General features: G+C 62.4%; 20 protein-coding genes. 12 read left to right on the top strand and 8 right to left on the bottom strand.

The window, feature by feature from the left end; all coding sequences use genetic code 11:
* Positions 1 to 4 precede the first annotated feature (4 nt).
* Positions 5 to 1090: a dimethylsulfone monooxygenase SfnG gene (gene sfnG / locus JFU04_RS12455; protein ID WP_201144188.1), complete on the bottom strand. Its 1086-nt coding sequence runs from the start codon at positions 1088 to 1090 to the stop codon at positions 5 to 7.
* Positions 1091 to 1358: 268 nt separating this feature from the next.
* Here sfnG and JFU04_RS12450 point away from each other — a divergent pair, with 268 nt between their 5' ends.
* Positions 1359 to 2597, top strand: coding sequence for an acyl-CoA dehydrogenase family protein (locus JFU04_RS12450; protein ID WP_201144187.1), 1239 nt, complete (start codon positions 1359 to 1361; stop codon positions 2595 to 2597).
* Positions 2598 to 2666: 69 nt separating this feature from the next.
* On the opposite strand, the gene JFU04_RS12445 is transcribed toward JFU04_RS12450, so the two are convergent.
* Both JFU04_RS12445 and JFU04_RS12440 read right to left on the bottom strand, forming a co-directional pair.
* The gene (locus tag JFU04_RS12445; RefSeq protein ID WP_065906582.1) at positions 2667 to 3452 is read right to left on the bottom strand and encodes a sulfite exporter TauE/SafE family protein; all 786 of its coding nucleotides are present in this window, start codon (positions 3450 to 3452) and stop codon (positions 2667 to 2669) included.
* A gap of 91 nt (positions 3453 to 3543) precedes the next feature.
* Positions 3544 to 4314 (bottom strand): class I SAM-dependent methyltransferase, encoded by a 771-nt coding sequence (locus JFU04_RS12440; RefSeq protein ID WP_201144186.1) that lies wholly within the window; start codon positions 4312 to 4314, stop codon positions 3544 to 3546.
* A 137-nt stretch (positions 4315 to 4451) separates the two neighbouring features.
* Here JFU04_RS12440 and JFU04_RS12435 point away from each other — a divergent pair, with 137 nt between their 5' ends.
* The 3 genes from JFU04_RS12435 to JFU04_RS12425 all read left to right on the top strand — a co-directional run bounded on the left by JFU04_RS12435 (position 4452) and on the right by JFU04_RS12425 (position 6286).
* Positions 4452 to 4973, top strand: a complete 522-nt coding sequence (locus JFU04_RS12435; protein ID WP_120448396.1) for a DUF3455 domain-containing protein — start codon at positions 4452 to 4454, stop codon at positions 4971 to 4973.
* A gap of 111 nt (positions 4974 to 5084) precedes the next feature.
* Positions 5085 to 5615, top strand: a complete 531-nt coding sequence (locus tag JFU04_RS12430) for a sigma-70 family RNA polymerase sigma factor (RefSeq protein WP_201144185.1) — start codon at positions 5085 to 5087, stop codon at positions 5613 to 5615.
* Positions 5612 to 6286, top strand: a complete 675-nt coding sequence (locus tag JFU04_RS12425; RefSeq protein ID WP_120448394.1) for an anti-sigma factor — start codon at positions 5612 to 5614, stop codon at positions 6284 to 6286. Before JFU04_RS12430 ends, JFU04_RS12425 begins: the two co-directional genes overlap by 4 nt.
* Here JFU04_RS12425 and JFU04_RS12420 read toward each other — a convergent pair whose 3' ends face one another.
* Together JFU04_RS12420 and JFU04_RS12415 are read right to left on the bottom strand one after the other, a co-directional pair.
* On the bottom strand, positions 6287 to 7588 hold the full coding sequence (locus tag JFU04_RS12420; protein WP_201144184.1) for an ATP-binding protein: 1302 nt from the start codon (positions 7586 to 7588) through the stop codon (positions 6287 to 6289). It abuts the gene before it with no gap.
* Between the two features lie 3 nt (positions 7589 to 7591).
* Positions 7592 to 8293 (bottom strand): response regulator transcription factor, encoded by a 702-nt coding sequence (locus JFU04_RS12415; RefSeq protein WP_065906561.1) that lies wholly within the window; start codon positions 8291 to 8293, stop codon positions 7592 to 7594.
* A gap of 290 nt (positions 8294 to 8583) precedes the next feature.
* On the opposite strand from JFU04_RS12415, the gene JFU04_RS12410 reads away from it, so the two are divergent.
* The 5 genes from JFU04_RS12410 (at position 8584) to JFU04_RS12390 (ending at position 15563) form a co-directional block, all read left to right on the top strand.
* The gene (locus JFU04_RS12410) at positions 8584 to 9741 is read left to right on the top strand and encodes an efflux RND transporter periplasmic adaptor subunit (protein WP_065906558.1); all 1158 of its coding nucleotides are present in this window, start codon (positions 8584 to 8586) and stop codon (positions 9739 to 9741) included.
* A 12-nt stretch (positions 9742 to 9753) separates the two neighbouring features.
* On the top strand, positions 9754 to 12843 hold the full coding sequence (locus JFU04_RS12405; protein ID WP_065906556.1) for an efflux RND transporter permease subunit: 3090 nt from the start codon (positions 9754 to 9756) through the stop codon (positions 12841 to 12843).
* A 513-nt stretch (positions 12844 to 13356) separates the two neighbouring features.
* Complete coding sequence (locus tag JFU04_RS12400; RefSeq protein ID WP_065906555.1) at positions 13357 to 13998, top strand: DUF1345 domain-containing protein; 642 nt, start codon at positions 13357 to 13359, stop codon at positions 13996 to 13998.
* Between the two features lie 71 nt (positions 13999 to 14069).
* Positions 14070 to 14909, top strand: coding sequence for an AraC family transcriptional regulator (locus JFU04_RS12395; protein ID WP_065906553.1), 840 nt, complete (start codon positions 14070 to 14072; stop codon positions 14907 to 14909).
* Positions 14910 to 14963: 54 nt separating this feature from the next.
* Entirely contained in the window at positions 14964 to 15563 is a 600-nt protein-coding gene (locus JFU04_RS12390; RefSeq protein ID WP_201144183.1) for a LysE family translocator, read from the top strand.
* A gap of 53 nt (positions 15564 to 15616) precedes the next feature.
* Here the strand turns inward: JFU04_RS12390 and JFU04_RS12385 are convergent, their stop codons facing one another.
* The 3 genes from JFU04_RS12385 to JFU04_RS12375 all read right to left on the bottom strand — a co-directional run bounded on the left by JFU04_RS12385 (position 15617) and on the right by JFU04_RS12375 (position 22225).
* A complete protein-coding gene (locus JFU04_RS12385) occupies positions 15617 to 17890 on the bottom strand; it encodes an autotransporter outer membrane beta-barrel domain-containing protein (RefSeq protein ID WP_201144182.1) in 2274 nt (757 codons plus the stop codon).
* 214 nt (positions 17891 to 18104) lie between these two features.
* Positions 18105 to 20105, bottom strand: coding sequence for a hypothetical protein (locus JFU04_RS12380; protein ID WP_201144181.1), 2001 nt, complete (start codon positions 20103 to 20105; stop codon positions 18105 to 18107).
* A gap of 209 nt (positions 20106 to 20314) precedes the next feature.
* The gene (locus JFU04_RS12375; protein WP_201144180.1) at positions 20315 to 22225 is read right to left on the bottom strand and encodes a hypothetical protein; all 1911 of its coding nucleotides are present in this window, start codon (positions 22223 to 22225) and stop codon (positions 20315 to 20317) included.
* A 304-nt stretch (positions 22226 to 22529) separates the two neighbouring features.
* On the opposite strand from JFU04_RS12375, the gene JFU04_RS12370 reads away from it, so the two are divergent.
* The 3 genes from JFU04_RS12370 to JFU04_RS12360 all read left to right on the top strand — a co-directional run bounded on the left by JFU04_RS12370 (position 22530) and on the right by JFU04_RS12360 (position 25331).
* Complete coding sequence (locus JFU04_RS12370; protein ID WP_318300331.1) at positions 22530 to 23543, top strand: LacI family DNA-binding transcriptional regulator; 1014 nt, start codon at positions 22530 to 22532, stop codon at positions 23541 to 23543.
* Positions 23544 to 23614: 71 nt separating this feature from the next.
* Positions 23615 to 24397 carry a sugar phosphate isomerase/epimerase family protein gene (locus JFU04_RS12365; protein WP_106804146.1) on the top strand — a complete coding sequence of 261 codons (783 nt, stop codon included), beginning with the start codon at positions 23615 to 23617 and terminating at the stop codon, positions 24395 to 24397.
* A complete protein-coding gene (locus JFU04_RS12360) occupies positions 24390 to 25331 on the top strand; it encodes a sugar kinase (RefSeq protein ID WP_201144179.1) in 942 nt (313 codons plus the stop codon). Before JFU04_RS12365 ends, JFU04_RS12360 begins: the two co-directional genes overlap by 8 nt.

Here is a 25331-nt window from a genome sequence, read left to right as displayed (position 1 = left end):
ATGCTCAGGCCACCTGCTTGATCGCGGCCTTGGCCTCCAGCTCGCGCACCAGTGGCAACACGCGCTGGCCGAAGTACTCGACCTCTTCCTGGAAGTGCAGGAAGCCGGCCAGTACCAGGTCCACGCCCACGGCCTTGAGCGCGACGATGCGCTCGGCGATCTGCTGCGGGGTGCCGATCAGGTTGGTCTTGAAGCCGTCGTTGTACTGCACCAGGTCTTCGAAGCTGGACTTGGCCCAGTTGCCCTCGCCTTCGGGGGAAGCCTTGCCGGCCTGCCGGGCCGCGTCGCCGAACGCATTCACCGCCTCCGGATCGGCCTTGTCGATGATTTCCGCGAGCACGGCGCGGGCCTCTTCCTCGGTATCCCGGGCGATGATGAAGGCGTTGACGCCGACCTTGACCGAATGGTCGTTCGCAGCGGCCTTGGCGCGAATGTCATCGACCTGGGCCTTGATGCCTTCCGGGGTGTTGCCGTTGGTGAAGTACCAGTCCGACACCCGCGCCGCCATGTCGCGCGCCGCCCGCGAACTGCCGCCCTGGAACACTTCCGGCTGGCCCAGCGGCTTGGGCTTGAGGGTGTATTGGTTGAAGCGATAGAAGTCGCCCTTGAAGGTGAAGTTGTCCTGGGTCCAGATACCCTTGAGGGCGCGGATGAATTCCTCGGAACGGCGATAACGCTCGTCGTGTTCCAGCCAGTGTTCGCCGATGGCCTGGAACTCACCCTTGAACCAGCCACTGACGATGTTCACGGCGATGCGGCCGTTGGTGAGCTGGTCGATGGTTGCCAGTTGCTTGGCCGCCAGCGCTGGTTGCCATGGGCCGGGCAGGATCGCGGCAATCACTTTGAGCGTGGTGGTCGCCGCCAGCAGCGCGTGGCTGAACGCCACGGATTCATGCTGGTTCTCGGCGCCGTAGCCGGCGGTGAAGCGAATCTGCGTCAGGCCATATTCGAAGCCGGCGGCTTCGGCCAGTTGCGCCAGTTTGCGGTTGTAGTCGATGCCCCAATGGGTGCGCTGTTCGATCTTGCTCACCACCAGCCCACCGCTGACGTTGGGCACCCAATAGGCAAATTTCACGGCTTGCTGACTCATCGATCACTACCTCGCACACAGGGATGTACCGAGGGGTTGAGCAGCAAGCGTGCCAGCCGCGGGGAAACGCACGCGCCGTACGGGCTACGGCGGCAAACCCGGCCGGCGATCAGGCGAAGACGCCTGTCACGGATCGTGGCGGTTTGTCGGTTCACTGTTGCTGGGGCAACAGCTGGCGCAGCATCTCCCGCGTAAACATGGGCCCGGACACCCGGCACGGAGTGTGCAATCACCCTTGGCATTGATCACTGCCCTGGAGCTTTTGCCCATGACCGAACAACACGTCATCAACCCGCTGTCCACCGGCGTCGACTACACCACCCTCGCCGCGCGCTTTCGCCCGATTTTCCAGCGTATCACTGCGGGTGCGGTGGAGCGCGAGCAAACCCGCACCCTGCCCCATGAACCGATCCAGTGGCTCAAACACGCCGGTTTCGGCGCGGTGCGGGTGCCGGTGGAATACGGCGGTGGCGGCGCGTCCCTGCCGCAGTTGTTCGAATTGCTGATCGAACTGGCTGAAGCCGACTCCAACGTGCCCCAGGCCCTGCGCGGGCATTTCGCGTTTGCCGAAGATCGCCTCAACGCCGCCCCGAGTGCCGGCCGCGACCTGTGGTTCAAGCGCTTTGTCGACGGCGATATCGTCGGTTGCGCCTGGACTGAAATCGGCACCGTGGCCATCGGTGAGGTGGTCACCCAAGTCAGCCCGGATGGCGATAACTGGAAGCTCAACGGCGAAAAGTTCTACAGCACCGGCAGCATTTTCGCCGACTGGATCGACGTGTACGCCCAACGCAGCGACACCGGCGGCGATGTGATTGCCGCCACGCGCGCGCGCCAGCCCGGCGTGGTGCACAGCGATGATTGGGATGGTTTCGGCCAACGCACCACCGGCAGCGGCACCTCGCGCTTTACCGATGCGGTGGTGGAGGCGGACAACGTCATCGACTTCGCTACCCGCTTCAAATACCAGACCGCGTTCTACCAGTTGGTGCTGCTCGCCAGCCTCGCCGGTATCGGCCGCGCCGCGTTGCGCGATGTCGCCCATCAGGTGCGCAGCCGCAAACGCATCTACAGCCACGGCAATGCGCCGCATGTCAGCCAGGATGCACAGGTCCAGCAGGTGGTGGGTGAAGTCGCGGCGCTGGTGTATGCCGCCGAAGCCAGCGCGTTGAAAGCCGCAGCGCCGGCGCAACAGGCTTACCTGGCGCGGTTTGGCGGCGATGATGCGGCTGAGCACGCGGCCAATCTGGCCGCCGAGATCGAGTCGGCCACGGCGCAGGTGGTGGTGTCGGAATTGATCCAGCGCGCCACCAGCGAACTGTTCAATGCGCTGGGGGCGTCGGATGTGCGCCAGGGCAAGTCCCTGGACCGCCACTGGCGCAATGCGCGCACGGTGTCGTCGCACAACCCGGTGATCTACAAGGCGCGGATCGTCGGCGACTGGGTGATCAATGCGACCGAGCCGCCGTTTGTGTGGCAGATCGGTAATGGCCCGGCGAAAGCCTGAATCAAGGTTGATCGCAGTCAGCATGTGGGAGGGAGCAACCCCCTCTCACCTTTGGACCCTGTTTATGTCTTAAAAGGCCAGTTTGTAGCCGATGGTCATCAACATGATCGCCAGGCATGGGCGCAATACGCCGTCCGGGACTTTGCCGGTCATGTGGCTGCCCAGGTAAATGCCCGGCAGCGAGCCCATCAGCAAAAAGCCCAGCAGGTGCCAGTCCATATTGCCCATGCCGGCGTGGCCCAGGCCCGCCACCAGGGTCAGCGGCACGGCGTGGGCGATCTCGGTGCCCACCAGGCGGCGGGTGGCCAGGAACGGATAGAGGATGAACAACGCGACGGTGCCCAGTGCGCCGGCGCCGATGGAGGTCAGCGCGACCATGGTGCCCAGCACAGCACCGGTCACCACCGTCAACGCATTCAGGTTGCGCGGGTTCATGTGGTAGCCATCGCCGGCATGGCGCTGGGCGAAGGCCAGCAGGCTTTTCTTGAACAGGATCGCCAGGGCCGTCAGCAGCAGCACCACGCCGAGGGCCTGCTTGATCACCGCGTTCATGGCGCTGGGGTCAGTGTGCAGGCTGGCGAGGAACCACAGGGTCAGCAACACGGCAGGCACGCTGCCCAGGGTCAGCCAGCCGGTGATGGTCCAGTCGATGTTCTTGTTCTTGCTGTGTACCAGCACGCCACCGGACTTGGTGATCGCGGCGTACAACAAGTCAGTGCCGACCGCCGTGGCCGGATTGATGCCGAACCACAACAGGATCGGCGTCATCAACGAGCCCCCGCCCACGCCGGTCATGCCCACGATAAAACCAACGATCAGGCCCGCGACTACAAAACCAACATTACCCACATCCATTACAACTTCCCGCGGCCTTATAAATTTCTGGCCGCAGGATAGCGATTTTTCTTATAACGACTTATATCAATATGATCTGACTTTATGCCTTTTAGCTCAATCGACGGCAGACGTACGCCTGAGTCTGGTACGGGAAGGCCACGGTGTCACGCCCGCGCAGGTCTGGATGGGTGTCGATCAAGTCCTGCAACTGCGCGGTCACCTTGGCCTTTTCCGCGTCCGGCAGCGCGGCAATAAAGCTCACCGAGAGGAAGCGATCCATGATCACCTCTTGAGGGCTGCCGACATGGCTATACGGGAAGCAGCTGAGTTCAGGCGCGGAAAAAAGCTCGCCGGTAAAGGCTTCGCGCCAGCGCCCGGTATGAAAGCGCGGCGTGTCGCCCTCGTAAGGCGTGATGATCGCGGTGATCGCCGCGACCCAAGCCACCGACTCATCACGCACATTCCACACCAGTCCGAGCCGGCCCTCGGGTTTGAGTACACGGTGGATCTCCTGCAGCGCCGCCTGGGTCGAGAACCAGTGGAACGCCTGGGCGCAGACCACCGCGTCGGCACTGGCGGCGGCCAGGGGCATGGAGTCGGCGGTACCGTCGACCAGGCGCACGTCCGGCAACAGCTTGCTCAACTGCGCGCCCATCGCCTGCACCGGTTCGACGGCGATCAGGGTCGGCGCCAGGGTGCTGAGCAAACGCGTGAATTTGCCGGTGCCGGCGCCCAGGTCGATGACAGTTGACTGCGCGTCAACGCCGAGCGCCTCCGTGAGCCAGCCGGTCAGTTGCCGTGGATAATCCGGCCGGCCCTGGGCGTAGGTGACAGCCTGGGTGGAGAAACCTTGTTGAGCAGACGCGTGGACACCAGTCATTGCCAATCTCTCCTCGGATAAAGCGGGGACACAGTGTGCGCCTTCATGACTTTATTTTCTAATCGCTGCATCCAATCGTGCGCGTCATGGGTAGTCCTTCCAGTACCCCCGCTGTTTGACTGAATGGAGAAGCACCGATGAACGCTAAAACACTGCTCTGCCTCACCGGTTTGTTGTTCGCCGCCCCCGCCGCTTTTGCCCAGTCCGGCCTGCCCGACAGCATCAAAGTGCCGGCGGGCCACAAGGTCGCGCTGGAAACCACCGGCGTTGGCGAAATCACCTACGAGTGCCGCGACAAGCCCAATGCCGCCGGCCAGACCGAGTGGACCTTCGTCGGCCCCAAGGCCGTGCTCAACGATCGCAGCGGCAAGCCCGTCGGCACCTATTTCGGCCCACCGGCCACCTGGCAGGCCAAGGACGGTTCGAAAATCACCGGCACCCAGCTCGCCGTGGCGCCGTCGGGTGCCGGCAACCTGCCCTATCAACTGGTCAAGGCCAACCCGGCCGAAGGCAAGGGCGCGATGAGCGGCGTGAGCTACATCCAGCGGGTCGCGCTCAAAGGGGGTGTTGCCCCGAGTACCGCGTGCAGCGCCGCCAACAAGGGTGAGCAGGCGGTGGTGAGCTACCAGGCCGATTACATTTTCTGGTCCGCCAGCTGAGCAAAGTCAGCTACGCTGCCCCCTGTGGGCGCCGGCGTGTCGTGGCGAGCACGCTTGCTCGCCACACAGGGGCCGTGGCGGTGGTTAATTCAGTGCCAGGAATACAACGTTTTGCCTGAGACCCTCTTTGATTACCCAGCCTGCCTCTCGGCCTGTGCCCGGGGCGACCAACGCGCCCTGCGCCAGTTGTATGAGCAGGACAGCAGCCGTTTGCTCGGCGTCGCATTGCGCATCGTGCGGGACAAGGCCCTGGCCGAAGACATCGTGCACGACGCGTTTATCAGGATCTGGCGCGGCGCCGGCAGTTTCGACCCCGTGCGCGGCTCGGCACGCGGCTGGGTATTCAGCGTGACCCGCCACCTGGCGCTCAACCACGTGCGCAACCAGCATCGCGAGGTGGCGCTGGGCGAGGAACACCAACAACTCGCCGCCGACACCGAGACCTTTGAATTTCCCGCGCGCTCGGGGCAGATGCACACCTGCCTGGAGCAACTCGACCCGGCCCGTCGCACCTGCATCCTGCATGCCTATGTCGACGGTTATTCCCACAGCGAAATCGCGCAAAAACTGGGCACCCCATTGGGCACTGTCAAAGCCTGGATCAAACGTAGCCTCACCGCGTTGCGGGAGTGCATGGCATGAACGAAACACTCGACGAACTGGCCAGCGAATACGTGCTCGGCACCCTACCCATCGAGCAGCGTGCCGAGGTGGAACGCCGCCTGCCGCACGATGCCGAACTGCGGGCCGCGGTGGATGCCTGGGAGCAACGGCTATTACCCCTGACAGCCCTGGCAGCACCGGTGCCGCCCTCGCCTCACCTGTGGCGGCGCATCGAGCGCACCCTCGCACCCGCCGCCAGCGGCGTGCCGTGGTGGAACCTGCTGGCCGTGTGGCGCGGCCTTGCCGGTGCCGGCCTGCTGGCGAGCCTGGTGCTGTCTGCGTTGCTGCTGACCCGCCCACCCGGCGCCGCGCCGAGCTTCGTGGTGGTGCTGGTGGCGCCACAGAGCCAGGCGCCGGGCTGGGTGATCCAGGCCAGCCACAATCAGCAGATTCAGTTGATTCCATTGGGGGTGATGGAAGTCCCGGCCGACAAGGCCCTGCAGTTCTGGACCAAGGGCGACGGCTGGCAAGGGCCGGTGTCCCTGGGCCTGGTCAAGCCGGGACAGACCCTCTCGGTGCCGCTGGACAAGCTGCCGCCGCTGACGCCAAACCAGCTGTTCGAGCTGACCCTCGAAGCCCCGAGCGGCTCACCCACCGGCAAACCCACGGGGCCGATCCAGGCAATCGGCCGCGCCGTCAAAGTGCTCTGATCAGGCGATGCAGGGCAGCCACACGCGAAACCGGGCACCGCCCAATGGCGAGGCCTGCGCGGTTAACGTGCCGCCCTGGGCTTCGAGGGCGCGCCGGCTGATCGCCAGGCCCAGGCCGAAACCACCGGTGGCGCGGTCGCGGCTGCGGTCGAGGCGGTAGAACGGTTCGAAGATGCGCTCGCGCTGGTCCAGCGGAATGCCGATGCCGTCGTCGTCCACCCAGATTTCACAGCCCTTCGGGCAGACCTTGACCCCGACCTGGATGCGTTTTTCGCAGTAACGCGTGGCGTTGCGCAGCAGGTTCTGCAAGGCCCGGGCGGTGAGGCGCGGGTCGAGGCTGAAGCGCTCCACGGCGCAATCGAGTGCCACATCAATAACGATTTCGGGGTTTTCCAACTCGTCATCGACACTGCCGAGCACGCTGTCGATGAATTCGTCGAGCACCACCTCGACGCGTTCGGGCAATTGCGCCGGGTTTTGCAGGCGGCTGTAGGACAGCAATTCCAGCACCAGTTCATCCAGCTCGCGAATATGCGCCACCAGGCTTTGCAGGCGCTCGCGGCTGGCTTCGGGCAGGTCTTCGGAGAGCGCCAGGGCGAGGCCGAAGTCCAGGCGTGTCAGCGGTGTGCGCAATTCGTGGGAGACGGCGTTGAGCAGGTCGCGCTGCTGGTTGAGCAGGTGCTCGATGTCGCCGGCCATGGTGTCGAAGACCGAGGCCAGGCTGCCGATGTTGGAGCTGGGGGCAATCCCGGTACGCGCGCTCAGGTTGCCGCGACCGAGTTGGGTGGCCGTGCTTTTCAGGCGCTCCAGGTCACGCCAGTGCGGGCGCAGCCAGACCAGCAGGCACGCCAGCAGCGCGATGCCGATCAACACGTTCATCGACCAGTACAGCAGGTTCATGTCCAGCGAATCGGGAGGGATGGTCAGCTTGACCACGAACTGGTCGTTGATCGGTGAGCTGACCTCCTCCATCCACCCCCACTCCCCCAGGCGGATCACCGGCTTGCCCTGCGCCAACTGCAAGGCCTCCGCCGGGGTGTAGCGCGCGTCCTGACGCAGCAGCAACTGCACTTTCAGCGGCGCGAAGTCGCGGTCCAGTTGTTCGGTGACCTGCGACCAGCGCTCCACCGGTGCGCGCAGGTACTGCTTGACGATGAGCTTTTGCATGCCCCGCGACTGCTCGACGTTGTAGTCGAGGTAGCGATGCTCGAACAGTTGGATCACCAGCTTGGGAATCAAGAAGATTGCCGCGCTGTAGGTGATGATGATGATCAGGGAGAGGCGCAGCAGTACGCGAAACATGGATCAGCATTCCCACTCGGAACGACTGAACAGGTAGCCCTTGCCCCACACCGTCTTGATCTTGCGCGCTTCGCCGGCGTGGTCGTCGAACTTGCGGCGCAGCTTGGAAATCGCCACGTCCACCGAACGGTCGGTGCCGTTGAACTCGATACCGCGCAGGCGTTGCAGGATCTGGTCGCGGCTAAGCACCTCGCCGGCATGCCGGGCCAGCACCACCAGCAGGTTGTACTCGCCGCTGGACAACTCCACCGCCTGCTCGCGCCAAGTCACGGTGCGCTCCGACAGGTCGATGCACAGGTTGCCCATGAGGATCTGGTCATTGGCCACCTGGGGTTCGGACAAACTGCTGCGTCGCAGCAAGGTGCGCACCCGCGCCAGCAGCACGCGTGGCTCGCAGGGTTTGGTCACATAGTCGTCGGCACCCATTTCCAGGCCAAGCACCTGGTCGTGGCTGTCATCGCGGGCGGTGAGCATCAGAATCGGCAAGCCCGCCGAGTCGGCGCGCAGCAGGCGGCAGACTTGCAGGCCGTCGAGGCCCGGCAACATCAGGTCGAGGATCACCAGGTCCGGCGGGTTGAGCCGCGCGCGCTCACGCACGTGGTCGCCACGGCTGAGCACGCTGACGTGGTAGCCATTGCGCTCCAGGTAGCTGGCAATCAGCTCGGAGAGTGCGGCGTCGTCTTCCACCAGGAGGATGTTGGGCATAAAGGTGTTTCCAGAAAATACAGTTATTGGTCGTACACAAATCCCATGTGGGAGGGGGCTTGCCGCCGACAGCGGTGGGTCAGTGAAGGCTGTTTCGACTGATACACCGCGATCGGGGGCAAGCTCCCTCCCACATGGGATCTCCAGTGCTTGCAGGATTGTGCAAGGATATACGCCCTCTGCCGAACTATGGGTCGCACCTTACATTTCTTCACAGACCACCTACACAGCTTCACAGCACCACGGCGCAGGTGACCTTAGGATGCGCCAGTCAATATTGGGATAAGAGCATGTCAAAGAATCTGTTTGCGCCGTTTTGCCTGCTGGCCCTGACGCTGGCACTGAGTGCCTGCGACAAGTCGGCCACGCAAGCGCCGGAAATGCCGCTGGCCAAAGTCCGCATTGAAACCCTGCAGGCCAAGCCCCTGTCCATCAGCAGCGAGCTGAGCGGGCGCATCGCCGCGCCGCGCATCGCCGAAGTGCGCGCGCGGGTAGCCGGTGTGGTGATGCAGCGGGTGTTCAAGGAAGGTCACGACGTCAAACAGGGCGACGTGCTGTTTCGCATTGACCCGGCGCCGTTCAAGGCTGACCTCGACAGCGCCCAGGCCAACCTGAGCAAGGCCGAGGCCAATGCGTTCCAGGCGCGCCTGCAGGAGCAGCGCTACAGCCAGTTGGTCGAAGGCAACGCCATCAGCGGCCAGGACTACGACAACGCCCGCGCCGCCGTGCGCCAGACCAACGCCGAAGTCGCCGCCAACAAGGCGGCCGTCGAGCGCGCCAAGCTGAACCTGGGCTACGCCACCGTGACGGCACCGATTTCCGGGCGTATCGGCCGCGCGCTGGTCACCGAAGGTGCACTGGTCGGCCAGAACGAGGCCACGCCCCTGGCGATCATCCAGCAACTGGACCCGATCCACGCCGACCTGACCCAATCCACCCGCGAACTGAACGACCTGCGCCGCGCCTTCCGCGCCGGCAGCCTGAAGCAGGTCGGCCAGGACCAGGCCAAGGCCACGCTGATCCAGGACGATGGCAGCCTCTACCCACTGCCGGGCAAATTGCTGTTCGCCGAAATCAGCGTCGACCCCGGCACCGGGCAGATCATCCTGCGCAGCGAATTCCCCAACCCGGACCTCGATTTGCTCCCTGGCAGCTTTGTGCGCGTGCGCCTGGAGCAGGCCGTCGATAAACAAGGCATCAGCGTGCCGCAACGCGCCATCGTCCGCGACAGCGCCGGTATCCCCATGGTGCTGCTGCTGGACGCCGAGCAAACCGTGAGCCAGCAACCGGTGGAGCTGGGTGCGGTGGTCGAGGACCGCTGGATCGTCAGCAGCGGCCTCAAGCCCGGTGACCGCATCGTCGTCGAAGGCCTGCAACACGCGCGCCCCGGTGAAAAAGTCCAGGTGGATGACAGCCCCGTGCCACTCGCCCAGGCACCCGGCCAATAAGGATTATTGAGAATGCCGCAGTTCTTTATTGATCGCCCGATCTTCGCCTGGGTGGTCGCCCTGTTTATCCTGCTCGCCGGCTTGCTGGCGATCCCGCAGTTGCCGGTGGCACAGTACCCCAACGTCGCGCCGCCCAAAGTCGAGATCTACGCGGTGTATCCCGGTGCCTCGGCCCAGACCCTGGACGAAAGCGTGGTCAGCCTGATCGAGCAGGAGCTCAATGGCGCCGACCACCTGTTGTATTTCGAATCCCAGAGCAGCCTCGGTTCGGCCACCATCACCGCGACGTTCCAGCCGGGCACCGATCCGGAAATGGCCCAGGTGGATGTGCAAAACCGTCTCAAGGCGGTCGAGCCGCGCCTGCCGCAAGCGGTGACGCAGCAGGGCTTGCAGGTGGAGAAAGTGTCCGCCGGTTTCCTGCTGCTGGTGACCCTCACCTCCAGCGACGGCAAGCTCGATGACGTAGCGCTCAGCGATTATCTGGCGCGCAACGTGATGAACGAGCTCAAGCGTCTCGACGGGGTCGGCAAGGCGCAGTTGTATGGCGCCGAGCGCGCCATGCGCATCTGGATCGACCCGCAGAAGCTGATCGGCTTCAACCTGACCCCGGCGGACGTGAATGCCGCGATCAGCGCGCAGAACGCCCAGGTTTCCGCTGGCAGCATCGGCGACTTGCCGGGCACCAGGACCCAGGAAATCACCGCCGCGATCCTGGTCAAGGGCCAGCTGTCGACGCCGGCGGAATTCGCCGACATCGTGCTCAAGGCCAACCCGGACGGCTCCACCGTGCGCATCGGCGATGTGGCGCGGGTGGAAATCGGCAGCCAGGAGTACCAGTTTTCCACCCGTCTGAACGGCAAGCCGTCCACCGCCGTCAGCGTGCAACTGGCGCCGGGCGCCAACGCGTTGAACACGGCGACCCTGGTGCGGGCGAAGATGGACGAGCTGTCGCGCTACTTCCCGGCCAATGTCGAATACAAGATTCCGTACGACACCTCGCCGTTCGTCAAGGTCTCGATCACCAAGGTGGTCTACACCCTGCTCGAAGCCATGGCGCTGGTGTTTGCGGTGATGTTCCTGTTCCTGCAGAACGTGCGCTATACGCTGATCCCGACGCTGGTGGTGCCGATCGCGCTGATGGGCACCTTCGCGACCATGCTGCTGCTGGGGTTCTCGATCAACGTGCTGACCATGTTCGGCATGGTGCTGGCCATCGGTATCCTGGTGGATGACGCCATTGTGGTGGTGGAGAACGTCGAGCGGATCATGGTCACCGAGGGCCTGTCGCCCAAGGAGGCGACGAAGAAAGCCATGGGCCAGATCACGGGCGCTATCGTCGGGATTACCCTGGTGCTGGTCGCGGTGTTCCTGCCGATGGCGTTCATGGCCGGTTCGGTGGGGGTGATCTACCAGCAGTTCTCGCTGTCGATGGCCACCTCGATCCTGTTCTCGGCGTTCCTGGCCCTGACCTTGACCCCGGCGCTGTGCGCCACCCTGCTCAAGCCGATCGCCAAGGGCGAGCACCATGCCAAGGGTGGTTTCTTCGGCTGGTTCAATAAACGTTTCGAGCAACTCACCGATCGCTACGAAGGCTGGGTGGCCTATGCGCTCAAGCGCAGCGGCCGCTATCTGCTGGTCTACCTGGTGTTGCTGGTGGGCCTGGGGCTGATGTTCAGCCGCCTGCCCTCCTCGTTCCTGCCCGTCGAAGACCAGGGCTACACCATCACCGATATCCAGCTGCCGCCGGGTGCGAGCAAGAACCGCACGGTGCAGGTCGCCGAGCAGATTGAAGCGCACAACGCCAGCGAGCCAGGGGTGGGCGATACCACCATGATCATGGGCTTCAGCTTCTCCGGCTCGGGGCAGAATGCGGCGCTGGCGTTCACCACGCTCAAGGACTGGTCGCAGCGTGGCAGCGATGACTCCGCCGCCTCGATTGCCGACCGTGCCAACGCGACGTTCAGCGAGCTCAAGGATGCGATCGCCTATGCGATCCTGCCGCCGCCGGTGGATGGGCTGGGCACTTCCAGCGGGTTCGAATTCCGTCTGCAGGACCGAGGGGGCGTCGGCCACGCCGCATTGATGCAGGCCCGTACCGAGCTGCTGGCGGCCGCGGAAAAAAGCCCGATCCTCGCCAACGTGCGCGAAAGCGCCCTCGCCGAGGCGCCGCAGGTGCAGTTGGAAGTCGACCGCAAGCAGGCCAATGCGCTGGGCGTGTCGTTTGCCGATGTCGGCAACGTGCTGTCCTCGGCCATCGGCTCGGCGTATGTCAACGATTTCCCCAACCAGGGCCGCATGCAGCGGGTGGTGGTGCAGGCCGAAGGTGACCAGCGCAGCCAGGTCGCCGACTTGATGAAGATCCACGTGCGCAACAACGCTGGAAAGATGGTGCCGCTGTCGGCGTTTGTCGAAGCCAAGTGGACCCAGGGCCCGGCGCAGCTGACCCGCTACAACGGTTATCCGGCGATTGCCATCAGTGGTGAGGCCGCGCCGGGCCACAGCACCGGCGAAGCGATGGAAGAAATCCAGCGCCTGGTCAGCCAGTTGCCGGCGGGCCTTGGCCAGGAATGGACCGGGTTGTCGTTGCAGGAACGCTTGTCCGGCTCGCAGGCACCCTTGCTGTTGGGGTTGTCGCTGCTGATCGTGTTCCTGTGCCTGGCGGCGCTGTATGAAAGCTGGTCGATCCCGACCTCCGTGCTGCTGGTAGTGCCGTTGGGCGTCCTCGGCGCGGTACTGGCCGTGACCTTGCGTGGCATGCCCAACGATGTGTTCTTCAAGGTCGGCTTGATCACCATCATCGGGCTGTCGGCGAAGAACGCGATCCTGATCATCGAATTTGCCAAGGACCTGTATGACCAGGGCGAAGACCTGATCGATGCGACCCTCAAGGCCGCGCGGCTGAGGTTGCGACCGATCATCATGACCTCGCTGGCGTTCATCCTCGGCGTGGTGCCGCTGGCGATTGCCACCGGCGCCAGCTCGGCGAGCCAGCAGGCAATTGGTACCGGGGTGATCGGCGGGATGATTACCGCGACGTTGGCGGTGGTGTTTGTGCCGGTGTTTTTTGTGGTGGTGATGAAGCTGGTGCGCAAGAAGGGCTGATGCGGGCGGCGCTTCTTGTGAGGAATGCTTAGATTTTTTTGGCTGGTTAGCTTGTTGTGGCCAGTGAGCTTGTTGTGGTGAGCCGGCTTGTTGTGGTGAGCCGGCTTGTTGTGGTGAGCGGGCTTGCCCCGCGTTGGGCTGCGAAGCAGCCCCAATAGTCTCACCGCGGTTTTCCAGATATTCCGGGGTGGATGGTTTTGGGGCTGCTTCGCAGCCCAACGCGGGCAAGCCCGCTCACCACAACAAGCCTGCTCACCACATTAAGCCATCTTTAACACATGAAGCCATGCTCACCACATGACACCCGTTCACCACATGAAGCCATCTTTACCCCTTGCCCCCAGTTCACCACATGAAGCCAGTTCACCACATGAAGCCAGTCCACCCCATGGAGCCATCTTCACCCCATGAACCCATGCTCCCCCCATACCCCCCGCTCCCCATAAGCTCACCATTGGGCCAGCCGCTTCAGAATGCGCTAAGGTGCTCACAAATAGCCATGTGTGAGCTGCCATGCCGTTTCTAGCCCGTACCCACCCTCGCCTCTCTTCCGCCGCCGTGCTTGGCCTTGCCGTAGGCATCCTGGCGCCGGCGGATACTCTCGTGAGCAAGATCCTCATCGGCTGGAACGCCGGGGTCTGGACTTACCTGGTGCTGATGCTGTGGCTGACCATCCGCGCCAAGGCCCAGGATGTAAAACGCATCGCCGAGATCGAGGATGAAAATGCCGGGCTGGTGCTGTTCATGGTGTGCATCGCGGCCATCGCGAGTTTGGCCACCATCACGTTCGAGCTGGTCGGCAGCAAGGACCTGGCCACGTCCGAGCGCTTGCTGCACTACGGCTTTACCGGGCTGACGGTGATCGGTTCGTGGCTGCTGATCGGGGTGATTTTCAGCGTGCATTACGCCCGCCTCTATTACACCTGGGAGGGCAAGGAGCCGGCGCTGCGTTTTGCCGAAGGCTTGCTGACCCCCAACTATTGGGACTTCCTGTATTTTTCCTTCACCATCGGCGTGGCGGTGCAAACCTCCGACGTCGGCGTTGCCACCCGGGGCATGCGCAAGGTGGTGCTGGGCCAGTCGTTGATCGGGTTCCTGTTCAACACCGCGATCCTGGGTTTCTCGATCAATATCGCCGCCGGACTGTTCGGCTAGCTGCACAAACCTTCTAGACGCCCTGGAGCCGCTGGGCGCTAATACCCTTACACATTCCGTCCCGGTGTCTTATGGCCGCACGCAATTGGATCGACCTGTCCCAGGACGCCGACACCGGCATCGAGACCCTGCGCGCGCATTTCGAGGGGCATGCCTACGACCCCCATTGGCACGACAGCTACCTGGTCGGCGTGACTGAACAAGGCGTGCAGCAATTCAACTGCCGTCGCACCCGCCACAACAGCGTGCCCGGCCAGGTGTTCCTGGTCGAGCCCGGCGAGTTGCATGACGGCGATGCGCCCACGCCGGACGGCTTTACCTACCACATGCTCTACCTCGACCCGCAGTGGCTGGCGCGGGAAGTGAGTGCGGTGTTCGAAGAGGCGCCGCTCGACAGCCAGCTGGGTTTCGCCCACACCTTGACCAGCGACCCGCGCCTGGCCATTGCCACCAGCCAGGCGTTCCAGACCCTGCACAGTGGCGAGTTGCGCATCGTGCGGCAACGGGCCATGGACCAGTTGCTCGAGCGCCTCACGGCCCAACTGCACTGGCGCAGCCGTTACCGCGAGGATCCGCGCCTGCCGCGGGTGGCCCACAAGGCGCGGGAATACCTGCACGCCCACCTGCATCACGACGTCGGCATGGATGAACTGGCGCTGGCCTGTGGCGTCGACCGCTTCCGCCTGACCCGCGCGTTCAAGAGCGCCTTCGGCCTGCCGCCGCATGCCTATCTGGTGCAACTGCGCCTGGCGCGCGCCCGGCACTGGCTGGCCAAGGGCGAGCAACCGGCCGATGTGGCAATCGCCCTGGGCTTTGCCGACCAGAGCCACCTCGGTCGCTGGTTCGTGCGCGCCTACGGCCTGACGCCCGCCGCGTACCGCAAGCGCTGCTCAAATCTTCCAGACAGGTAACCTGCGCGCTGGTGAAGATCGACTCCATCCATTGGTTTACCGGAGTCACCCACCATGTTGCCCACGTTGCTGCCGTTCATGCTGTTCGCCTTCGTCGCCTCCATCACCCCCGGCCCCACCAATATCCTGGTGCTAAGCAACAGCGCGCGGTATGGCTTCAAGGCCGCCTTGCCGATCATCCTCGGGGCCTGCGCCGGCGCGGCGGGAATCGTGCTGCTGGTGGGAGCCGGCGTGGGCCAGTCGCTGGTGCAACTGCCCAGGGTACAAAGCGCGATGCAGTGGGCTGGAGTGGCGTGGCTGAGTTACCTGGCCTGGCAGATTTTCCGCGCACCGACAACTGCGATAGACCCGCAATCGGCACACACACGCCTGGGCTTGACGGGCGCCGCCAGCCTGCAATTGATCAACCCCAAGACCTGGATGATGGCATTGGCGGTGGTCAGCGTGTTCGCCGGCACTGGCGCAGACCGCCAGCACCAGGTGCTGATCCTGTCGCTGGTGTTTTTCCTGATTTCCCTGCCCTGTCTCGGCGCCTGGGCGATGCTGGGCGCAGGCTCCAGCCGGGTCTTGCGCTCGGCGCAGGCCATGCGCCGTTTCAACCAGTGCATGGCCTTGCTCCTGCTGGGTTCGACCTGGCTGGGCGTACTGATCTGAAGGCACAAAAAAGGGGAAGCCCAAGCTTCCCCCTGTTCAAGTGCGTGTGTGCCTTAGAAATCGTAGCGCACACCGAAGTTGACGCCCCAAGGCTGGTCGATCTTCTTGCCTTTGCTGGTTTCAATATCCGCATGCAGCTTGACGTTCTTGGACACCGACATGGCCAGGCCTGCCGCCAGCTCGATCCGCGAGCCCGACAGATCATTGTTGAAGCTCTGATCGTTGACGAACACCTTGTTGCTCTGGTCGAACTCATGGGCGAGCGCGGTGCGCAGGTACGGCTGCAACACACCGCCGCTGTCCAGCTGGATGTTCTTGCCGGTGGTCACGCCCACCTTGCCGACCACGGAGCTGGAGCGATCACCTTTGGCTTGCAGGCCGTTGGACAGCTCATAGCTCTGCGCCTGGGTGATGGTTGCCGACAACTGGCCGTAGGGTTCGATGAAGAAGTCGTTGTCCAGTTTGATATGGCGACCCAATTCCGCCGATGCCCCCACGGCGTTTTGCGCGTAGCTGCCCTTGGCTTTCTTGCCGTCGCTCATGATCACATTCACGTCGTTGTGCAAGCGGTTGAGCTTGGCAACACCGTCGAAATACAGACCGCTCTCATCGTCCAGCCACGTGGCGTAGGCACCCAGGTAGTAGCTCTTGACCTCGCCTTTACTGCCACGGGTGAGGTTCAGGTCCGAGCTGCTGTGACCGGCCATGACACCGGCCAGCCACTGACCATCACCGCTGGACAACGGCGCGTCGGCGCCAATCGTGAAGCCCTTCTGGGTTTGCGCATAACCGGCACCGTTTTTATTGGCGGCCACCTCATATTTGTTGCCGTAGCTGCGCATCCACAGGCCATTGTCCTTGCCATCGCTGAAGCGCAATTCACCCATGCGGGTGCGCAGGATGGACGACTCGCCGTACAACACGGTTGGCGCACTGTTGAACAACGCCAGTACCGAGTGGGCGCTGGTGCTGGTACCGCGACGCGTCGGGTCGAGTTCCCAGTCGTTGCCGTCCTTTTGCAGACCATAGGCATAGGCGCCGATGTCCACGGTGTCGCCCACCAGGGAAAAGTGTGCGTCGCCGCCTTCGGTATGCACCACCTTGATCGGCTTGCCGCTGGCCAGTTCCGAACCGGTGGCGTCCAGCAACAGGCGGTGGTTCCCCTCGGCCTTGCCTTCCACGTTGAGGAAGTCGGTCTGGTGAGTGGCAAAGTCGGTGTGCATGATGAACGTGCCGTTGCCTTCCAGGCTCTTGACGTCCAACTGGTAGAACTCATCCGGCCCACCAAAGTGCACGGCGCCGCCGCCCATCTTCAAGGCGTCGACATTGCTGTCGCCCACCAATACCCAATTGGAGGCATCGTTGACGCTCAACTCGGCGACGTTCTTCAACTGGCCGGTCAGCCAGGAGCCATTGTTGAGCTGCACTTTCGCGCTGCCGCCCTCTTCGACCACGATGTCACCCACCAGGAAGCTGCGGTCGACGTTCATGTTGGCGCTGGCGCCGCCGGTGACTTCCAGGATATTGCCGTTGCCGCCGCTCAAGGTCGAGCCGTTGAGCACGTGGATATCCGCCTCGGTCGTGCCGTATTCGTCGCCTTCCACCAATAGCGCGGCACCGTTGCGACCTTCGACATGCGAGCGGTTCAATACCAGGCTGCTGCTGTTCATGTCCGCACTTTCATAACTCAGGCGTACACCATTCTCGCCACCGGTAATGACGCTGGCGACCGCACTGGCGGCCCCGCCCAGCAACAATACGCCGATGCCATCCTCATCGGTTGCAATGACATCCGAGCCAAAGAAGTCGAGTTGGCTGAATGAGGTGGCCCGCGCACCTTCAGTCGAGCCCAGGATAGTGCTGTCGAAAACAGTGGCTGTCGAACCCTCATCAGTGAGGAAGTTACGTGCAGCCAAGAGGCCGACACCGTTGTGATTGATGACCTGGCTGCCCCTGATCTGGGCGTTGCTGCCTTGCAGGTTGATGGCAAAGGCGGCGGTACCGCGGGCTTCTACCGATGCGCCGTCGAGGTTGATTTGCGAACCCTGGGTCGCATAAATGTCCTGCGCCTTGCTACCTGCGTTCAGGGTCAGTGCACCGGCAGTCACTCGCGACTGAAGCATCTGGGCACCGTTGGACGTCAAGTGGGCATTTTCGCTGATGATCCAGTCGTCCACCCGTACACCGGCCTCGATAGTGCGTTCCAAGCCTGGGTGCAATGTGGTGGTGGCATGGGTGAAGGTGGCGCCCAGCAACAGGAGGCCGACAGCAGGCACCTGGAGCGCCAGGGCCAAAGGATGTTTTTTGAACCGTGCATCGATAGTCATTGCATGTATACCCGTAAAGAACCTTCCCGAAAGGGAACGAATTGACCGGCACCAAGCGAGATAGGCCCAGGTCATGACGGGGCGCAGGTTAGTGAGGAAGGGGGAATGGGTATGTAGGACTTATCTGCGATTAATAGCTGAGTTGCCCGACGCCTGAATGGTCAAAAAAAAAGAGGAGCCAGGCTCCTCTTTTTAGTACGACATAGGCCCGCTCTCAACTCGGCCAAGGTGAACCGTCACAGTAGACCGGACCTGGGCGAATCCCTCTCACCAACAGGATGGCTTCGGCGGAAAGAACAGGAGATGGGGTACCAATGATGGGTACGGTGTAGGTGATATTGACCGACCCCATATCCAGCGCTGCCGCACTGATGGGTTTCACGTAGGTCTCGTAAGGCCTGACGGGGACAGTGAAGCCCAACTGGGTCTGCTCGAAGTTCAATGGCCCGAACAGAAACGGCCCGCTCGCCGCAGGAATAGGGACTGCGCCATCATTGTCACTGCAGCCCGTCCAATTCAGCGTGATAATCATGCCGACCGCCAACAGTTCATGAGGTGGCACAAATACATGCACCTCGCGATCCGGTCCTTGCAACGTGCTGCACACGATTTCTGCAGGCGCACTACCTGGGATCTCTTCCAAGGCCTTAGGGACCCGGGGTGGAGGGAACGCAATCACGTTGGCATTGACGTTGATGTCCTGGGACGGTGATGAAACCCGGTTGGTGGTCCCACTGATCTCGATTTCCCAGCGCAGTGGAATCACATTGTTGGAATGCTTCTGGATGAACGGAAATGGCACTTCCATGTCGATCTCATCACCGGGCATGGCGGTCGCGGGGTCCACCTCTTTTCTATCGACCAGTTCGTTTTGGTAGAACAGATTGATCCAGAAGCGCATTGCAGACGGCGGCGGAGCACCACTCCACAGGCGTACGACGACATCGGCATTCATCTGTGAGTCGCGTTCATCCAATTCGTTGGTCAACCCTGAGCCACGCCCCGTCAGGATTGGCAGTGGCAGGTTGGGGTTGATCAGCTCAGGCTCCCAAGGGTTGATCGGCCCCCCCACCTGCAGGTCGAGGTCGATATTGGTAGGCGTGGGGACCCAATGCATCACCCCCCCTCGATCCACCGCATATTCCACCCTCAAGTTGATCCTGCCGGTACTCGTAGCGTACAAGTCGACCAGCGTCTGAAAGCCCACATGGAAGTTGTACGGCAGTGCAGACCCACCCAGTGGGTAGGGGCCTACGTCCCGGGAACCATGCGTGGTGGTCAGGCGCACCAGCAGTTGATCGTTCGCACGATCAGCGTCGTAATTCGGAATAATCACAAACATGCCGGAAGAGGCGGCGGTATCGATACGGTTAATCAGGCGGTCACCCACGCCCGTCAAGGAAAGCGCATCCCTTACACCCGGCGGGCTGAGTACTGGCGCAGGTCGCAACCCCACCGTGATAGGCAGTTCGAACGAAGCGTCGCTGATATTGCCGGCGACATCGACCAAGCGGTACCTCAACCTACGAGGGCCATCCCCCATATCGGCCAGGGCCTGGGTGAAGCGCACCACGCTGTCGGGGAACACCGGACCCTCCGCAAGAACCTCCAGTGAGTCGCCGTTGTACAGGCGCCATCTGTCACCGGGCTGGGCCCCCTCCGCGACATACGCTGGAATCCCGAAGGGTACGCCGGTGGGGTTTGCGTCCAGCAGCGTCTGAGTGACGCTGCCCGCCCATCCAGGCGGTAGCGTCAAACGGCGAGGCCCGTCGGGAATGCTGTCGTAGGGAGCGGTTCGGTCGATGACCAGCGGCGCCTCAAACGAGCCTGAGTCATTCCCGGAGCCCTGGATGACTCTGTAGCTGAGCGTGTGATCACCTTCAGTGAGGAATCGCCGCGCAACATTGATCGTATAGAAGGCTGGAATGGGCGGTGTGAAAAATACCGGTTCACTGCTGATGCGCCCGGTCGCCAGGAAATCAGGGAAATCATCAAGATGGATATCCAGGGTATCGGGCCTTAACGGGTTGGTAGGCGCGGGAGACCACAGCGGAATATCCACTTCAAGAAAGTTTTTATCCGCCGCTTCTCTGAAAATCAGGCCCGGGTATTCGACCGGATCAACCAGCCCGGTAATAGTCGGAGCAGTCAGTACAACGGGAACCGGGGTGGACTCCACACCTGTTTGTTTGGACTTGGGAACTATCTTTTTCATGTGAGTCACTCTCTTTGGTATAAAAGATTACTCTGTCGAGCGCGCGACGACGCCCATAGATCCACACAGCATGTGCAACTTTCTTATTATCCCTACCGCTACTCACCGACAAAAAAAGTTCAAGCGATTCCGCAACCGAAGTGTATCCACGGCTGAATGATGGAGACAGGCTCACTCAAACAAATCAGTGGGTTCTAACTTCCCTGCAATCATCCCTGACTGTTCGGGCATTCATCGTCCAGTGAATCACAAAAACCCTCATCGCCTGGCTGACAAATCTTTCCTGAACCGGGATACACGCGATCAATACGCACCAGCTTCTGGGCGGACTGGCCTATCACAACACCCCGCCGGAGCACGAAAAACCTGGCGATCGCCGATGCAAATCTACGCATCGGTTCAATCTTCGTGTCCCACGGCCACACCCTGACCGCTTGCCCGTTGGCGACATAATTAACCGTTACGCTGAAGTCAGTATCTGCAATCGGCTCTTCGCCGTTATTCTTTGTATAACCTTGCCAAAAAAATTGAATTTCATCCCCCGTTTGAAATCGACTGTCATCGCGTATGAACCAATACACGCCATGGCAAATAGCCGGGCGCGATTCGCAAGTAAGATAGTTGACAGGACCGTGCAGGGTATGTTGTATCAATGGGGCATCAAACTGAATCAGCGGCGCCGCATGAACATTGACGGGCGTCGAGTCTGAATGCTGTTCGTTCACCCCGTTACTGGTGGTGTAATACACCGGCAAGTCCGGTAAATTACCACCGCTGACAATCACGTTACCGGGCACATCCGTGAACGGTACCGGCTGGTCGAACATATCTCCCGGCTGCACTTCATAGTGGGCCACCGGCCCCACGCCGTTCCAATACAGCTCCAGCCGCTCTCCCGCCACCGGGTTCTGGTAGAGGCGTACCCATACCTCAGCGCCAGCCGTCGCATCACGAAAATCGAGTTCATTGTGTAATCCAGAGCCTTTGCCGTACACATCCACCCGCTCCAGCGTGGTATTGAGCAGCGCGGGCGCATTGGCGTGATCCTGTCCGGCGATAGTCAGGTCGACCCAGAAAAAACTCGACGGCGAAGGCACGGGTGGGCGCCCCGCACGTTGAATCTCGTACCTGACTTGCACCTCGGTACGCGCCAGAGGGCCGGACCCGCGCAAGATATCCCAGGGTATCTCGACCGGAAATGGGAAGCCGGTGATAGGTATTGCCGGCAGCACAGGGCGACCGTCACAGAACATCACGACACGGTCGCCCGCTGCAAAATCATCGTATTCACGGGGAATCCGCGCCGCGACCCGCGCTCGCGCATCATCACGCTTGATCAGGAAGTCCAGATAGGCAGGAGGACGAATATCGGGCGCAGGCAAGTTGCTCGGGTCAGCAATCAGATTCACCTGGAAATCCATCGGAGCACTGAACGCCAACGTAAAGTTTCCGGCGCGATCATATAAGCGGTATTGCAAATAGGCGATCCCGTTACTGAGGCCGCGAAAATGCTCGGCAGGAATCCGCAGAATCAGCGGATCGGTGATCAATGGAAATTCCTGCCTGCCCGTCTGGATGGGCGGAAACGGCGGTGTGTTATTGCTCAGGTAATAACCGACCAGATCACGAGCCGCGCGGCCAATGTAGGCCAGTATCTCGACTTCGATGAACGGGTTGGCGGCCAACACGGCTTCGGTGATGCCGGACGCCTCTATGGCAGGGTCGACAAACCGCGCCTTGTCGTCCGGATCCTGAAACCTTGGCGGGTTGTTATCCACCGTCAGCGTCCAGGGAAACGATGGCGTCGCGAAGCCGCCTTCATCCGTCACCGTATAAAACGCCTCTACCACCGCATCGAGTTCCCGCATGAAGTCGACAGGGACATATAAGGAGTACGGAAAAAGCGCCGGATCCAGCGGCCCGGTAAACGACTGCGAGTCAGCTTCGACACTCACGCCGCGCACCCGCCACCACAACGTGAGGACATGGGTTCTGCCCACTGAGGGACCTGGCACCCACTGGGGAATACGGCACTGCAGCGGTTGCAGCGATACCGGCAGAGGAATCAGCCCTTCCGGGTCCGCAGGATCGACCCCTACCACCTCGTCGAAAGTCGGCAATACGCGAGCCTCTCCCTCCTTGGTAGACCGTACACCCGGTTGGGCGGCTGGTTTGTGTGAGCTGGGCATTTTCTCTTCCCTCGCAATTATCCTGGAGAGAATTAAGCGCTCAAACGCACACCTCCGATACTGTCAGAAGTAACAGGTACTACTCGCCATTCGTCGGATTGGTTCGGGATGAAGACCAGGACTATCGTCACCCGCCCTTGACGGAATGGTCGTCGATGGTGTTTCCTGAAACCGGTTTCAGGGCCAGCACCACGGTCACTGGAGCCCTTGACTCGAATAAAAAGGTGCAACCGTCGTGAATTCATTTTCCGCCGCCCAGCGCAGCCGTGTGACCATGCTTGACGTGGCCGAGCGCGCGGGTGTGTCCAAGGCCAGCGTGTCGCGTTTTATCGGCGATGACCGCGCCTTGCTCTCCGATGCCATCGCCCTGCGCATCGAACAAGCCATCGACGAACTCGGCTACCGCCCCAACCAGATGGCGCGTGGCTTGAAGCGTGGCCGCACGCGCCTGATCGGCATGCTGGTGGCCGATATCCGCAACCCCTACTCCGTTGCCGTGATGCACGGTGTCGAAACCGCCTGCCGCCAGCACGGCTACAGCCTGGTGGTGTGTAACACCGACCGCGATGACGCCCAGGAGCGCCAGCACCTGGCAGCACTGCGCGCCTACAACATCGAAGGGCTGATCGTAAATACGCTCGGCCATCACCTCGACCAACTGCTGGAACTGCAACGCGAAATGCCCCTGGTGCTGGTGGACCGCAAGCTCGAGCCGCTGCACAGCGACCTGGTCGGCCTGGATAACCCGGCGGCGGTGCGCATGGCAGTGGAGCACCTGGAACAGCAGGGTTACCGCGATGTGTTGCTGGTGAGCGAAGCCACCGATGGCACCAGTTCACGCCTGGAACGCCTGGACAGCTTCAAGGCCGAAATCGCCCGGCGTCCGGCATTGACCGGCGCCATCGTGGAACTGGATGACCAGTTGCAACAGCGCCTGCAGCGCTTTCTCGCCAAACCCGGCCGCAAGGCTTTGTTCTGCGCCAACGGCATCGCCGCACTGGCCTGCACCCGCGCCCTCAAGGCATTGGGCTGCGAGCTGTTTGCCGACGTCGGCTTGATCGCCCTCGATGACCTGGACTGGTACCCGCTGGTAGGCACCGGCATCACCGCCCTCGCCCAACCGACCGAGGCGATCGGCGCCAGCGCCTTCGACTGTCTGCTCAAGCGTTTGCGCGGTGACACCGAGCCGACTCGCACCCTGGATTTCTTGCCCCAACTGATTGTCCGAGGCTCCACAACCCCCACGTAGGAGCCGGCTTGCCGCCTCCTGCAGCGTTGATTTGCGTATAAAAATGAAACCGGTTTCAGAGGTAGACAACAATGCATAAATACCCCGTCTCCATCAGCCTTTCCAGCTACGGCGCCGACCTCGTCCGCCAGCAGGGCCAGTTGAGTTTTGTCCAATTGCTGGCCTCCGCCGGTGCCCAGCGCATCGAATGGCGTGAAGAACTGCTGACCCACGAACAACCCGCGCAACTGGCCGAAGCCGCTGCTGCGCAGGGCCTGGAGTGCGTGTTTTCATCGCCGCTGGAACTGTGGGTCGCCGGCCGTGCGCAGCCGAATGCCGAATTGAGCGCGACCCTGGACCGCGCCCAGGCCTTCGGGGCGCGCTGGCTGAAAGTCTCGCTGGGTTATTTCACCGACACCAACGACCTGGAAAGCCTGCACGCGCTGCTCAACCGTCACTCGGTCAAGCTGTTGGTGGAAAACGACCAGACCCTGTACGGCGGGCGCATCGAGCCGATGCAGCGGTTTTTCACCGAGGTCGAACGCCAAGGCCTGCCGGTGAAGATGACCTTCGACATCGGCAACTGGCAGTGGCAGGACCAATCCGCACTGACCGCCGCGCGCCTGTTGGGCCGGCACGTCGACTACCTGCACTGCAAGGCCGTGGCGCGCCGCGCAGACGGCAAGCTGGTGGCGCTGCCGCCTGGCGCCACCGACCTGCATCTGTGGGAACAACTGCTCAAGCACATGACTCAAGGTATTACACGGGCCGTGGAATTCCCGCTGCAGGGCGATGACCTGGTCGCGGTCACCGCACAGCAGGTCGCCACCCTCGCCCACCTTGGCCAACCGCCTGCGGAGAATGCGCATGTCTGAGATCGATATCCTCTCGTTTGGTGAAACCATGGCGATGTTTGTCGCCGAGCAGACCGGCGACCTGGCCCAGGTGGCGCAGTTTCACAAACGTATCGCCGGGGCCGACAGCAATGTCGCCATCGGCCTGTCGCGCCTGGGTTTCAACGTGGCCTGGCTGAGCCGGGTGGGTAATGATTCCCTCGGGCGCTTTGTGGTCGACACGCTCAAAAATGAAGGCCTGGATTGCCGGCATGTGGCGGTCGACCCGCTGCACCCGACCGGCTTTCAACTCAAGTCCCGCGAAGAAGCCGGCGCTGACCCGCAGGTGGAGTATTTCCGCAAGGGCTCGGCGGCCAGCCGCTTGTCAATCGCCGCCATCAGCCCGGCGCTGCTGCAGGCGCGTCACTTGCACGCCACCGGGATTCCGCCGGCGCTTTCTGACGCTACCCACGAGCTGTCCGTTGAACTGATGACCCAAATGCGCAAGGCCGGACGCAGCGTGTCGTTCGACCCGAACCTGCGCCCTTCGCTGTGGGCCAGCCAGGCGCAGATGATCAGCGCCATCAACGCGCTGGCGGCCCTGGCCGACTGGGTCCTGCCGGGCCTGGGCGAAGGCCGCTTGCTCACCGGTTATGACGACCCGGCCGATATTGCCGCGTTTTACCTCGACCAGGGCGCCGAAGCCGTAGCGATCAAGCTCGGCCCGGACGGCGCCTACTTCCGTACGCAGATGGACAAAGGCTTTGTTGCCGCCGTGCCGGTCGAAAAGGTCGTCGACACCGTGGGTGCCGGCGATGGCTTTGCCGTGGGCATGATCAGTGCCCTGCTGGAAAACCTCAGCTTTCCCGAGGCGGTCCAGCGCGGCAACTGGATCGGCAGCCGCGCCGTGCAGAGTCGCGGCGACATGGAAGGTTTACCCAAGCGCGAAGAATTGCCCAACCGATCCGTTGCCTGA

Source organism: Pseudomonas sp. TH21, from assembly GCF_016651025.1.
In the GTDB taxonomy this organism is placed as follows: domain Bacteria; phylum Pseudomonadota; class Gammaproteobacteria; order Pseudomonadales; family Pseudomonadaceae; genus Aquipseudomonas; species Aquipseudomonas aylmerensis.
This window is presented reverse-complemented; position numbering and strand designations above follow the sequence as displayed.

What these genes read in the sequence shown, in the direction of transcription:
- sfnG (WP_201144188.1), bottom strand. Translation starts at nt 1,090, where the DNA reads ATGAGTCAGCAAGCCGTGAAATTTGCCTATTGGGTGCCCAACGTCAGC.
- JFU04_RS12450 (WP_201144187.1), top strand. Translation starts at nt 1,359, where the DNA reads ATGACCGAACAACACGTCATCAACCCGCTGTCCACCGGCGTCGACTAC.
- JFU04_RS12445 (WP_065906582.1), bottom strand. Translation starts at nt 3,452, where the DNA reads ATGGATGTGGGTAATGTTGGTTTTGTAGTCGCGGGCCTGATCGTTGGT.
- JFU04_RS12440 (WP_201144186.1), bottom strand. Translation starts at nt 4,314, where the DNA reads ATGACTGGTGTCCACGCGTCTGCTCAACAAGGTTTCTCCACCCAGGCT.
- JFU04_RS12435 (WP_120448396.1), top strand. Translation starts at nt 4,452, where the DNA reads ATGAACGCTAAAACACTGCTCTGCCTCACCGGTTTGTTGTTCGCCGCC.
- JFU04_RS12425 (WP_120448394.1), top strand. Translation starts at nt 5,612, where the DNA reads ATGAACGAAACACTCGACGAACTGGCCAGCGAATACGTGCTCGGCACC.
- JFU04_RS12420 (WP_201144184.1), bottom strand. Translation starts at nt 7,588, where the DNA reads ATGTTTCGCGTACTGCTGCGCCTCTCCCTGATCATCATCATCACCTAC.
- JFU04_RS12415 (WP_065906561.1), bottom strand. Translation starts at nt 8,293, where the DNA reads ATGCCCAACATCCTCCTGGTGGAAGACGACGCCGCACTCTCCGAGCTG.
- JFU04_RS12410 (WP_065906558.1), top strand. Translation starts at nt 8,584, where the DNA reads ATGTCAAAGAATCTGTTTGCGCCGTTTTGCCTGCTGGCCCTGACGCTG.
- JFU04_RS12405 (WP_065906556.1), top strand. Translation starts at nt 9,754, where the DNA reads ATGCCGCAGTTCTTTATTGATCGCCCGATCTTCGCCTGGGTGGTCGCC.
- JFU04_RS12400 (WP_065906555.1), top strand. Translation starts at nt 13,357, where the DNA reads ATGCCGTTTCTAGCCCGTACCCACCCTCGCCTCTCTTCCGCCGCCGTG.
- JFU04_RS12395 (WP_065906553.1), top strand. Translation starts at nt 14,070, where the DNA reads ATGGCCGCACGCAATTGGATCGACCTGTCCCAGGACGCCGACACCGGC.
- JFU04_RS12390 (WP_201144183.1), top strand. Translation starts at nt 14,964, where the DNA reads ATGTTGCCCACGTTGCTGCCGTTCATGCTGTTCGCCTTCGTCGCCTCC.
- JFU04_RS12385 (WP_201144182.1), bottom strand. Translation starts at nt 17,890, where the DNA reads ATGACTATCGATGCACGGTTCAAAAAACATCCTTTGGCCCTGGCGCTC.
- JFU04_RS12380 (WP_201144181.1), bottom strand. Translation starts at nt 20,105, where the DNA reads ATGAAAAAGATAGTTCCCAAGTCCAAACAAACAGGTGTGGAGTCCACC.
- JFU04_RS12365 (WP_106804146.1), top strand. Translation starts at nt 23,615, where the DNA reads ATGCATAAATACCCCGTCTCCATCAGCCTTTCCAGCTACGGCGCCGAC.
- JFU04_RS12360 (WP_201144179.1), top strand. Translation starts at nt 24,390, where the DNA reads ATGTCTGAGATCGATATCCTCTCGTTTGGTGAAACCATGGCGATGTTT.